Annotated in this window: 10 protein-coding genes, 1 other RNA gene and 1 pseudogene; 3 read left to right on the forward strand and 9 right to left on the reverse strand. The window is 39.0% G+C overall.

The genetic code is table 11. The features are described from left to right. Positions 1–867: RNA-guided endonuclease TnpB family protein (locus FNK51_RS18065; protein WP_141994202.1), on the reverse strand; the 867-nt coding region annotated here is incomplete at its 3' end. A 219-nt stretch (positions 868–1086) separates the two neighbouring features. Here FNK51_RS18065 and FNK51_RS18070 point away from each other — a divergent pair. After that, a complete protein-coding gene (locus FNK51_RS18070) occupies positions 1087–2172 on the forward strand; it encodes an MBL fold metallo-hydrolase (RefSeq protein ID WP_286178760.1) in 1086 nt (361 codons plus the stop codon). Between the two features lie 314 nt (positions 2173–2486). Here the strand turns inward: FNK51_RS18070 and FNK51_RS18075 are convergent, their stop codons facing one another. Next, entirely contained in the window at positions 2487–3434 is a 948-nt protein-coding gene (locus FNK51_RS18075; RefSeq protein WP_098372212.1) for a DMT family transporter, read from the reverse strand. A 643-nt stretch (positions 3435–4077) separates the two neighbouring features. Here FNK51_RS18075 and FNK51_RS18080 point away from each other — a divergent pair. Continuing rightward, complete coding sequence (locus FNK51_RS18080; RefSeq protein ID WP_098372211.1) at positions 4078–4404, forward strand: YnfA family protein; 327 nt, start codon at positions 4078–4080, stop codon at positions 4402–4404. A gap of 106 nt (positions 4405–4510) precedes the next feature. Here FNK51_RS18080 and FNK51_RS18085 read toward each other — a convergent pair whose 3' ends face one another. From FNK51_RS18085 to ssrS, 4 genes are all read right to left on the reverse strand, one after another. Then, a complete protein-coding gene (locus FNK51_RS18085) occupies positions 4511–5812 on the reverse strand; it encodes an MFS transporter (protein ID WP_286178776.1) in 1302 nt (433 codons plus the stop codon). A 279-nt stretch (positions 5813–6091) separates the two neighbouring features. Then, positions 6092–6280, reverse strand: a complete 189-nt coding sequence (locus tag FNK51_RS18090) for a hypothetical protein (RefSeq protein WP_098372209.1) — start codon at positions 6278–6280, stop codon at positions 6092–6094. A 313-nt stretch (positions 6281–6593) separates the two neighbouring features. Beyond that, on the reverse strand, positions 6594–7961 hold the full coding sequence (locus FNK51_RS18095) for an MFS transporter (protein WP_141994203.1): 1368 nt from the start codon (positions 7959–7961) through the stop codon (positions 6594–6596). Between the two features lie 287 nt (positions 7962–8248). Next, positions 8249–8436: non-coding RNA, 6S RNA (gene ssrS / locus FNK51_RS18100), on the reverse strand. Positions 8437–8810: 374 nt separating this feature from the next. Between ssrS and tatA the strand changes: the two genes are divergently transcribed. Next, positions 8811–9017, forward strand: coding sequence for a twin-arginine translocase TatA/TatE family subunit (tatA, locus tag FNK51_RS18105; protein ID WP_141994204.1), 207 nt, complete (start codon positions 8811–8813; stop codon positions 9015–9017). Positions 9018–9344: 327 nt separating this feature from the next. Here tatA and FNK51_RS27780 read toward each other — a convergent pair whose 3' ends face one another. The 3 genes and pseudogenes from FNK51_RS27780 to bcaP form a co-directional block, all read right to left on the reverse strand. Further along, a complete protein-coding gene (locus FNK51_RS27780; protein WP_483296130.1) occupies positions 9345–9980 on the reverse strand; it encodes a methyl-accepting chemotaxis protein in 636 nt (211 codons plus the stop codon). Between the two features lie 123 nt (positions 9981–10103). After that, positions 10104–10643: pseudogene (locus FNK51_RS27785) on the reverse strand (protoglobin domain-containing protein); the annotation flags it as partial. A gap of 631 nt (positions 10644–11274) precedes the next feature. Then, positions 11275–12681: a branched-chain amino acid transporter BcaP gene (bcaP, locus tag FNK51_RS18115; RefSeq protein ID WP_141994206.1), complete on the reverse strand. Its 1407-nt coding sequence runs from the start codon at positions 12679–12681 to the stop codon at positions 11275–11277. Positions 12682–12766: the final 85 nt, after the last annotated feature.

Genomic DNA, 12766 nt, shown 5'->3' on the forward strand with positions numbered 1-12766 from the left:
GTGGTTTTTGATGATTTCGGTAGAAACTTTATGTAAGTAATCCATTCGGGCATTTGAAATTTTTTCGTGTAGGATAGCCACTTTTCTTTTTTGTTTTTGATAGTTTTTGGCTTCAGCCAATGGGTTATTTTGATTCAAGGCTATTCCTTGTCGCCTTGAAAGAATCCGTTGTGCTTTGGCCAATTTCTTTTCGACCGTCCTGAAGAATTTTGGGTTTTGATAGACCGTACCATCTGAAAGAATCGCAAAGTTCTTCAAACCAACATCTACACCGCACGAACGATTCGTTTTAGGAAGTACTGGTACATCGGTTTCGGCTAAAACGGAAATGAAATATTTACCCGAAGGGTTCCGCCTGATTGTGGCATTAATGATTCGCCCTTCGACTTCGCGGCTTTTAGCAAAACGTACTAGACCGAGTTTGGGCAATTTAATTTGGTTTCCAATCATTCCGATATTTCCATTGGTATGTTTAGTCGTGTAGGATTGGACCGAGTTCTTTTTCGATTTGAAACGTGGTGACTTGTTTTGTTTTTTATAATATCGACTATAGGCATCTGCTAAATTTTCGACTGATTTCTGTAAGGCTATACTGTCTACTTCTTTTAGGAAAGAATACTCCTTCTTTAAAGCTGGAAGTTTTTTGATTGTTGCGTATTTATTCAGAAAAGAACCTTTCCATTCATTAGAGGGTAATTGTCCGTTTTGCTTCATTTCTTCACAGATATACCAGTAGGCATCTTTCTCCTTTTGTTTGCCTAAAAAGAAGTTGTAGACAAAACGAGAGCAGCCGATCGTTTTATTGATGAGAACTAGTTGTTCTTTAGTTGGGTATATCCGAAATTTATAAGCTTTGTTTACGACCATTAATTTCACCCCCTTATAGTTATTATCAACCACAGAACGTACGTTTGTCAAAAGATCACTTTGGCTTTGGCTTAAATGCCAACCGCCATTCATCTCCCCCTTACCGTCAGGCTCTTGCCCTTCAAACGATTGAAGAGGGAGTCTTCTGGCGGGAAATGATAAATTCTGTGATATGATATGTTTTAATAAAAGGTCTGATTATTATGGGAGGAAGCTATCATGATGAAAATTATTAAGATCCTCATTTCTTCTTTTATAATATTGTTACTTTTCCTAAACCTCTATCCTCCACTTGGAAGACGGACAAACAAAGAAAAAGTGAGAAGTTTCACTACAAAAGAGAATTTTGCCAAGGGAAAATTCCAAAATCAGATTCCTGCAAGTCAAGCGATGAGTCTTAAACATACTGGTTCCATTTTACGTGATTTCATTAAACCTAATCCAAAAAGGAGGCCCGACCGTCCCATCGTAATTGGAACAAAAGAACCTGTATCTGTGAATTCCAATAAAATCACCTGGTTTGGTCATTCTGCATTCATGTTGGAGTTAGATGGGAAAACCATTTTAGTGGATCCCATGTTTGGCAAAGCACCCACTCCCTTTCCTTGGTTTGGGAACAAGCGCTTTAGCGGGGAGCTGCCTATCGATTTGGATATGCTGCCTCCTATCGATGCCGTCCTCCTCTCACATGATCACTATGATCACTTGGATTATTTCTCAATAAAGAGATTAAAAGATAAGGTAAGTCAGTTCATTGTCCCACTAGGTGTCGGTGGACATCTTGAAAGATGGGGCGTTAAACAAGAACTGATTCAGGAACATAATTGGTGGGATGAAGTTTCATTCAAGGATTTACAATTTGTTTGTACGCCTGCAAGGCATTTTTCTGGAAGAAGTTTACGCGATGGCAATACGACACTATGGTGTTCTTGGGTAATTAATGGCAAACAAGAAAAGGTATTTTTCAGCGGCGATAGTGGATATGGCAGCCATTTTAAAGAAATCGGCGAAAAATACGGACCTTTTGATATAACTTTAATGGAATGCGGCCAATATGATGAACGTTGGTCAACCATCCATATGGTTCCAGAAGAAACTGTTCAAGCACACATCGAAGTACAAGGAAACCGGATGATCCCCATTCATTGGGCTGGGTTCACCTTGTCTTTTCATGACTGGACAGATCCGATAGAACGTGTAACAAAAGCGGCCAATGATCTTGGTGTCCAGGTCTGCACACCTCAAATAGGCGAACCAGTAGTGATTGGTTCAACAGATTTCCCTCAAACAAGATGGTGGAAATGAAAATGCCCCATTCAGTTAGTATAAAAAAGGGAGTCGGTAAACGTATCTTTCATAAAATGATGTTCTCGAACCAACTGACCCAAAGCCATACCTTCAAAACCTACTGTATCGTTTCTATTTAAATGTTATACCTAAGTTGATCGGAGCGGGTGTGCGAGACTCCTGCTTAGAAAAGCGTGTCCAAGTGAGACCCCTGCAGGCGCAAGCCGAGGGCGGGCAGCCCGCGTAAGTGAGTGCCTGGAGCGGAAATCAACGACCGAAAATACCGTAGACAAACTGAATGGTCCGTCCCTAATGGGAAGGACCATTTTCATTCACATTTTCCCTTCATTATATTCCAGATTCACTTTTATTGAATGCTCTTTCTTCACACCAAAATAATTCGTTCCTATTACACCTAAAATGATTAATATCGACCCCAAAATATCGTAGATGGTAATCGTTTCATTTAGAATGAGAGCTCCTGCTGTTATCGTTACAACTGTGGAAAGATTAGCAAACACACTCATTTGGGATGCTTTGATTTTTGATAAAATCGTATTGGATAATAACGAAGTGACCAATGAAGCCAATATTCCCAAGTACAAAATGGAACTGATGAATTCCGTGCTCGACCATGGTGTAAAGAATTCCGCCATCGATCCTTGTTTTAAGTGGGTGAAGAGGGCAGCCACGTTAAATATGACAAAGCCTGTTCCCATCATGAAAAAGGACATTTCGCCTGGTGTATAGTCCTTGGCAAGTGAACGGGTCATCGTTGTGTAACAGGCAGTTGCAATACAGGATAGCAAGATCAACAGCATCCCAAGCATGTCGGAAAAATCGATGGTGCTCCCTTTCATCACAAAAATAAAAATGACCCCCACTACCGACAAAACAATCGAAAGCTTTTGATATAAAGATGTTTTCTCCTTCAGGAAATATCCAGCTATCATCAATGTTAGAATTGGGGTGACAGCAGACAGAATTCCAGCATCGGTGGATTGCGAATACTTAAGTCCGAAAGTTTGAAAGGCAAAGAAAAGAGTTGGGAACAACAAGGATAGCGGGATCAGATTTTTAACCGACTCCCAGGAATAGCTCACCTTAATGACTTTAACGGCGACCAGGAATAAAATGATGACGAAAGAAACCGTGAATCGGAACGCCAAAGTATCAAGCGGATTCGATTCTGCAATCGCCATTTTCGTAAATAAGAAAGATAGACCGACAATACTTGAATGAAATAGCGCTAACATGTATGCAAATGTTCGGGATTTCATGGCTGCAACTCCTCAACTAGATTACTATATTCCTATTTAGGTATAGTACCCTTTGCATCTGTTTTGCAATCCAAGTTAGAGTTAAAAAATCCTGGTCTTTTTTGGGATATTTTACGTATTTGAAATTTTAAAAAAAGACAACAATGTGGTGTTGACATGTTAATTTATTAGCCTTTTTTGTTGTTTTAATTTGTAAGAACATAGGAGAAAAATGGATGCCCGCTTATCATGAGGAACGATACTCCCATTTTTCATATAGCTTGAAATTATATTGAGGATTATGAATGCATTTTGTGCTATGCAAATTAAAGCCTATTACAATAATGTATGGTTGAATTAAATCTGAATGCATCATATCGTAAGAAAGTAATAATTATTAATCGACATTGACAGTGTTTTTTTGATTGGTTTCTTCTACTTCAATGCTATTGTAGGCAATCGGTTCTTTAAAAGTGGTCTGAGCTTTCTGTTTTCTTTTCAAATACATACTAATTGTATAAGTAACACAACCTCATAACTATGTCTCTTTAATGAAGAATCCAGATGTTGCACCAGTAACTTTCAATTAGTTAGAACTTTGTTGAAGTATGATCATTTACAATTCATATATGATAAAATTTCAACGAGGAAGCGAGGTATATATATGTTAGTTACTACTTTAATTTTCATTATGGCTGGCCTAGCGGAAATTGGCGGCGGTTACCTTATTTGGCTCTGGCTAAGAGAAGGTAAATCCATTTACCTAGGTTTAGCCGGAGGTTTCGGATTGGTGCTATACGGGATCATTGCAACTTTCCAAACGTTCCCTACCTTTGGACGTGTCTATGCTGCATATGGCGGGGTTTTTATTGTTTTATCGGTTTTATGGGGATGGGGCATCGATAAGAAAACCCCTGATTTATATGATTGGATTGGTGCTGTAATCTGTTTGGTCGGGGTTTCAGTCATTATATGGGGTCCTAGACACTAAAAAAATTAAAGGGCATAAGGCCCTTTAATTTCTTTTACCAAATTCTCCATTATTGTTTGGCCGATCTTCATCTGATTTTAATACAGTGATTCAGCCTTGGTATACGTTATATCAATTTCTTTTCCTGCCTGATTGCAGTCAAGTTGCTGAAATTATCCTGAATGAAACAAATCGCCGCTGCAGCAATGATGCATGGTATGGCAAAAGCTAAAAAATTGACTTGCAATGACAACTTCATATCAAGCAGGATCCCGCAGAAAGTAGGGGCGAGTATTCCGCCAATTCTGCCGATGCCCAATGCCCAGCCGACACCTGTAGAACGGATTTCATTCGGATAATACTGGGATACATATGCATTCGTTACGATTTGTGTACCAGTTGTCGTACCTCCTGCAATGGCAATCAGTATATAAAGCATGATCATGCTTGGCTTGAAACTCAGCATTGTAAGGGTAATGAATCCAATGACCAAAAAAGTTACCAGAATCCTCTTGGAACCATATCTGTCTGCAAGCTTCCCTCCAACTATTGACCCAAAAACTGCTCCAAGGTTCAATACGACTAAGAATGTCAGGCTTGAACCTAATTCATATCCTGCCCCTCCCATGATCTTTGGAAGCCATGTACTCAAGCCATACATTACGAACAAACACATGAAAAATGCAACCCAGAACATGAGGGTGCTTAGAGTCCTCCCTTTTTTGAATAACTGTTTAACTGGAAACCCTTTCATTTCACTTTTAAGTTGCTCCTGAAGGACATAATTATCATTCATGGTGTATTGCCCGTCTACATTCACTTGATTCAGAACGTCCACCAATTTGCTTTTTTTGTTTTTTGTCATTAAATAATTAATCGACTCTGGCAACAATTTATATAATATGGGCATGAAGATTAATGGAAGTGCACCGAGCCAAACCACTGCCCGCCAATCAAAGTTCGGAATCAGATACATCGCTCCCATTGATGCGACAACTCCCCCTAAAGCGTGCCCGCTGAACATGATCGCGACCAGGGTACTTCTAAGTTTTTTAGGAGCATATTCAGTAATGATTGCAATTAGGTTCGGCATGACTCCTCCCAGTCCAAGTCCTGCAACAAAACGTTGTATTCCAAAAGAAGTTGGTTCATCAGCAAATCCCGATGTAAATGTAAATACTGAAAAAATGACCGTACAAATCAAAATGACTTTCTTTCTGCCGAATTTATCAGCCAGCGGTCCAAAGACCAACGCTCCTATCATCATTCCAAACAATGCATAGCTGCTGAATAACCCTGCCTCTACAGCAGTTATCCTCCACTCCGCCATCAAAGATGTCAGGATCGTCCCAATCATACCCGTCACAGATGATGATAAAGATACAACATAATAAAATCTGTAAATGAAAGCGGTTAAATTTTTGTTCATCAATCATTTCAGGCACTTGGATCGTGCGCATTTCCTTCCCCTCTTTCTGCTTTTCCTTGTGACATAGTCTTAAGGATGTCCCTATTTTTTAGGTCGAACTAAAATTTAATGACAACTGATTATGTAGTCAGAAAGACGAATTACACACATATAGAACTAAGTTCACTATATATTAACTTAGTTTTTAGAATATTGTCAATAATCAAAGTCGATTATCCATATATTAATCAACAAAAAAAAGCCCTCTTATCAAAGAGGGCTTTTAACGGAATATAAGGATTAAGCTTCCGAGGCTTCTTTACGCTTTCTTTTCCTTGATTCTGTTATAAGATCATAACCAAGATAAAGGATGATGGCTCCGCCTAACAATTTAATATATAACGGAATGTCCGCTACAAAGAAATAAATCATTGAGAATAATGTCCCTATAATGCTTAACCAAAAAATTATATGTTTTAAAATTTTCAAAGTAAGACTCCTCACAAAAGATGAGATTATTTTCTAGTTCGCTCCATTTTAAGGAGGAATTAATTATCCGTACCATCATTCTAACATTTATTCTTTATATTAAGAGTGACTCGTATTGCGAAATTATGAACATTTAAGCAACTTTTCTCAAGAATAGGTCAAGCCAAACAATTCCCGGAAAATCTTTCCGCGAATTCTTTTCAATTTCCCTTGTCATATAGATCCATTACTACATCAAAAAATGTAAATAAAAAACAAATATGCATGAAATGACTGCGGAGGTATCCCTGCATTGCATTCCATGCATTTAATTTTACAAGACGTTCATTTTATTGGACTCTACCACCATTTCTTCAGTTGGTTCCGAATGATCATGTTTATAATAAGCCATTTTCGCTGGAACGAATGATAAAGCAACCGCGGCAATGAGACCCGGAATAGCGAAGGCGATGAAATTCAATTGGATGGGTAGCGAGATGGATAAAAGGAATCCGCCGAGTATGGGTCCTAACATACCACCGATCCTTCCGATTCCAGATGCGACCCCTAATGCCGTAGATCTAATATTTGGTGGATAGTACTGGGAAACATAGGCTTGTACAAGATTTTGGGCACCAATGGTACAGGCTCCTGCAACCGCTACCAAAGTGTAAATCACAAAAGAGCTTCCGCCCATTCCCAATAGGGTCAAACTGACTGCCCCAAGCGCATACATCGGCACAAGCATTTTCTTGGATCCATAACGATCACAAAGTTTAGCGATGATAAGTGTCCCTACGATAGCGCCCCCTTGAAGAACGATCAAGAAACCTAAGCTTGAATTCAGCGCATACCCTGCCTCGATCATTAACTTTGGTAGCCATGTATTCAATCCATATACCATCAATAGACACATGAAAAAGGCGATCCAGAACATCAGTGTGCTTAGTGCACGGGAATCCTTGAATAATCCAACGATCGGCATATTCGTATCTGTTTTTTTCATTTCCACAATTTCGTCATTGATGTCGAATTTACTCTCCGGACTGACCTTGGATAATATCCTGATCAATTCTTCTTTTCTGCCAATTCTGATCAGATGCGTCGAAGCCTCTGGTAAACGCTTCATCATGTAGGGTAAAAATAACAACGGTATTCCTGCAAACCAAAATATTGATTCCCAGCCTAGTGAAGGCATAAGCAAGATACCCAATATCGGGGCAAGCATCCCACCGAATGAGTAACCGCACAAAACGATGGAAACGACCATGCTCCGCATCGTTTTCGGTGCATAATCCGTCAATAAGGCTATGACGTTCGGCATGATTCCCCCTAGCCCTAATCCGGCTAGAAATCGGAAAGTCGAAAACATCGTAGGCGTGTTCGCAAATCCACATAATAGTGTAAATAAACTAAATAAAATCAATGAAATAGCGATTACATTTTTTCTGCCAATCCGATCTGCTAATGTACCAAAGAAAATGGCCCCGAACATCATTCCAAATAGTCCATAGCTCCCCATTGCCCCCGCTTCCACGGAAGTAAGGTTCCACTCCTCCGTCAATACCGGGACAACCGTACCGTAAACGACGAGGTCATAGCCATCAAAAAGGATAATGATAAAACACCATGCCAGCAATCCAAAATGAAAGCGATTGAACTTACTGTTGCTAATTACCTCGGTCGTATTAATTTTAGCCATAAAATTTTCTCCTCTCTAGGTGACTGCAGTACTTCCTTCTAAATGATAGCGCTTACGTAATCCTTTTAAAAAATAACGACTCACCATCATTTTATACAAATAGTGAACCGAGTTATCTAATTGTTATTATAAATGCTAATTATCTGATATTTCAATAAAAATTTTCATATATTTTTCATAAATATCTTAAAAGGTTTTCTGATGCTATGATATATACAAAGTTCCGAACATGCGTATAAACAACAAAAAACCAGTCCCTTATCGGAACTGGTTTCTAGTTATAAAAATAGTAAGCCGCAATTGCCGTATTCAAGTAAGAAAGTTTTAAACCACCACTCCTCAAAGTGGGTGTTTGCAGAAACAATCCTGTTGTCCAAGTCAGTGACGAGGCATAACATTCCTGTCTCGATATAAAACTCCCTATTACAGCTTAAAGGTTAAAACTTAATTATCATTACGAACAACGCAGCTTGTATAGTTATAATACCGAAATATCTTCAATCTTGCAAGTTTAATCATTCCCAGACAACAAAAAAATTACATGTTACACATTAAGCTGGTGGAGCCAATTTGTCATGCCGAACCGTTAAAATTAATGGCTGCACTCTGATTTCTCATACTGTCCCCCGACTTTCATTGATATCTTTTTAAGGAATAGTATTCTTAGCATTCTTGGGTAAGTAATATTTTCAGATAGAATGTGCAAGATAAAATTGGGACGGAATTGAAGGTGTTTGTCTTGCGAAGATCATCGGATGCTGAACTGTATAGTATATCCTAAATAACATTTGCAAATACACGGAAGGAGTCTATAATATTAACTAACAGACTTGATTGGAGTGACTAGTTATGCTTTCAAACATTGGTTTTCCCGGTTTGATTTTAATCCTTATTTTAGCTTTAATTGTTTTTGGACCGAACAAGCTACCTCAAATCGGTCGGGCAGTCGGCACCTCACTAAGGGAGTTTAAGGATGCAACCAAAGGAATAACAGAAGAAATACAAGAGGAATTCAAGGATGACGTACAAGCTGCAAAAAAAGAATCGATAAAATGAAAAAGACGCCTGCACGCAGCAGGCGTCTTTGATGCGTTTGTGGCGCAGAACCGTCAGGCCACATCCCGACGTTTAGCTAAAAGCTTGTTCTTCGACTTACACAAATTAGCTCATCGCTTTATTAATATAACATTAAACTTGTTTTATATCAAGTTATTTATTGAGCAGCCTGTTAACTGCATCTTGGATTTGATTTTATTTCCTTCATGTTTGTTGCTATTCTATAAACCGCTTTAGGGCTTTTTAGAAAATATTCTATCGAGTTGTTTATTAAAATATGAATGAGCCCCGATAAGGTATTCTATCAAGCAAACTCGTTAAACTTCATTACAAGTTAATCGTTAATTGAGTCAATTGATCTGAGGAAACGGCCACTTGATTGAACGCTTCATTAATATCATCGAATATATCATTCAGCTCTGTCATTTCCTTTGTGATTTTAATATTCTGCTCTTTAACAGAAAGCATGGAGTTTGCTATTTCAGTAAAAAATATGCTAGTTTCTTTCCCTTGTTTCGTGCCTTTAGTAATTTCACCGCTAACCATGGAAATTGATGTGTTCATGACATCGGTAAAATGAGCAATTCCATTAACCAGTTTCACTACTTCCGAAACTGATTCCTTGGTATTTTCTGAAAGCTTCCTTACCTCACCTGCCACAACTGCAAATCCTTTACCATTTTCACCAGCTCTTGCCGCTTCAATCGCTGCGTTCAACGCCAACAAATTCGTTTGCTCTGCAATTGAAGTGATGATTGTGACAATTCGTTCGATTTCCTTTGACGTATTGGATAGCTGTTCCATATCTTTGGAGATGATCGTCATTTGCTCTTGCGTTTTTACCAATCTTCTCTCCAATCCTTGTAACAGTTCGACTTCTTCATTTGATTTTCCCTCTGCATGTATTGCAACCTCTGACCCTTTTTGAGTGAAATCATGAATTTCGCCTACCTTATTTGCCATTAATTGAGTTGCTGAACTAGTCTCTTGACTGATTGCTGCCAATTCCTCTGCATTATGATTGACCTGTAGTTTAATCGTTTCTTTTTCTGCTAAGTTTTTTTGGCGGATCTTCTCATTTTCAAGTTCATATGCCTCTAAAACTATTTGCTGCTCTAAATTAAAAATTTTTGTGACAGCCAGAATGTTTTCTTGATATTGCTCAATATTTTTTATATCGGAAATCACATGAATGATTAATGATTGTAATAAATCCTGAAAAGCACTCATATACCATTTTGGCTGCAGTCCAATTCGCACATGTACTTGTGCGATAATATAACGCTGTTTAACATACGCATCATCAATGGTACCGCTAAACATTTCGAACATATGGCGCTGCAGAGTCTTTTTCAACCTTTCAACAGAACTATTGTCCGAAATGATTTTCATTAATGAGGGTTCATTTTCTAGATTTTTATAAAAATTCCCTACAATTTGGGTCAAGTGTTCTTTCACTTTTTCCTGTAAAGAACGAATTATGCACAAATCCCCGATCGTCAAATGAATCATGTCCACTTGATTCAATACGCTTGGACATTCCCTGATATTAATACCAACTTGTTCTTTATATTGCATATAGTCTATTGAATCTATCCTTTGCTTACTTCTCCAGATACTTTTCATGATTGAATTGCCCTCCAATTTTTTCTGCCCATATATACTATTTCGACATAAGGTCTGTTAATCTTAATTCACTTTGATAAATTTCCCTCTTTCACACAAGACTTATGAACTATTTATGTCCAAACAAAAAAACACTCCATGGAGTGTCTAAAAAGAAGTGCCTGTTGATTTAAGAAATCTGCTCCCTTTCCACCTACTGTCTGCCAAGCGTCTATGGGGGTTGTACAATTTGAACGTAGATTTCCACTCCAGGCAACTCGCTTTCCGCGGGCGGTCCGGGAGCCTCCTCGGCGCTCTTTGCGCCTGTGGGGTCTCCCTTGGACGCGCTTTTCCCGCAGGAGTCTCGTACCTTTCGTTCCAATCAACTGGAATATTTTTTTAAGAAAAAACTTTAGTCCGGTCTCATCTCGAATAAGACTAGTTAATAATTTTGGTTATTTACATTTCTATGAAACCTTTACTAGATTGAAGAAATTTGCGACACTCCTGCCGAATAACTGGCAGGCCAATAAAAAGTAAAAAACATGCGGGATAATCAAGTTTTTTTAAAAAATCATGGTTCGGAGTGAGAGCATTCCGAAACCCTTATGTCTTCAAGGTGAAACACTCCAAAGAGTGTCTTTTTAAATGATTATTTTTCCTGCTGGTTAAGATTGGAATGCTTACGAGAATAAGTGAAGTAAATGACGACTCCGATAGCCATCCAGATCAAGAACCTTATCCATGTATGACTTCCTAGCTGAACCATCAAAAATACGGAAAATACGATTGCAAGGCCTGGAACGAGCGGCACAGCCGGACAATAAAAAGCACGTTTCATATCCGGTCTTGTTTTCCGTAAAACGATGACCGCGACGGAAATCATCGTAAACGCAGTCAATGTTCCAATGTTGACCAACTCAGCCAAATCACCAAGAGGTATGAATGCCCCCAATAAGGCCGCTATCAAACCAAATATCCACGAGGCCGCATAAGGTGTTTTATATTTTTTATGAAGTTTTGATAAGGATTTTGGCATCAGCCCATCACGTGACATCGCAAACATGATTCGGGTTTGTCCATACAACATAACCAAGATCACCGTTGTCATTCCGAGGAAGGCACCTAGATCGATGATCCCTGCAACCCAATTTTGTCCTGCGCTTTGCAAGACCAAAGAAATCGGGTGGTCAAGAGCCTTGCTGAATTGTGCATACGGTACCACACCTGTCATGATTAGACTTACGATCATATAAAGCACAACACAAATGACTAAGGATCCGAGGATTCCGCGTGGTAAATTCTTTCCTGGATTTCTTGTTTCTTCAGCAGCAGATGCAACTGCATCAAAGCCGAGAAAGGCAAAGAACATTAATGCGGCAGTTGAAAATACCCCATCTATTCCAAATGGCATGAATGGCTGCCAGTTTTCCGGTTTCACATAATAAATAGAAGAAACGATGAACAATAAGACAACCAACACTTTTATAACGACCATTATATTATTGATTCTAGTCGTTTGTTTCGTACCTATGGAAATCAAAAAGGTAATCGCCATGACTATCAAAAAGGCTGGCAAGTTCATATAAGTCGTGACACCTTCAACCGAACCCGGTGCTGCCGTCAATTTCTCCGGAAAGTTAATCCCGAGTCCACTTAAAAATGATTGGAAATATCCCGACCATCCGGCCGATACGGCACTAACAGCCAATAAGTATTCAAGGATTAAATCCCAGCCGATTATCCAAGCGGCGAATTCACCTAAAGTTGCATAAGCATACGTATAAGTCGAACCGGAGACCGGCACGGAAGCTGCAAATTCTGCATAAGAAAGTGCAGCGAATAAACAAGCAAGACCAGCAATAACGAACGATAATGAAAGTGCAGGACCAGCATTCACTGCACCAGTACCTGTTAATACAAAAATGCCAGTCCCAATAATCGCTCCAATTCCTAGCATCGTTAAATCCCAAGCACCTAGTTCCCGTTTCAATCCCTTATCGCCGGAACCTGCGTTTTTCAACAAGTCCTCAATGGACTTCTTTCTAAAAATACTCATATCCTCTCCTCCGTAAATTTTATAAACTATTCTGAAAACTACTGACAAATAATTTCGCTTAACATTTATATCGGAGAAATTTCGA

Source organism: Bacillus sp. B4EP4a (assembly GCF_006680105.1).
Lineage (GTDB): Bacteria > Bacillota > Bacilli > Bacillales > DSM-1321 > Peribacillus > Peribacillus simplex_E.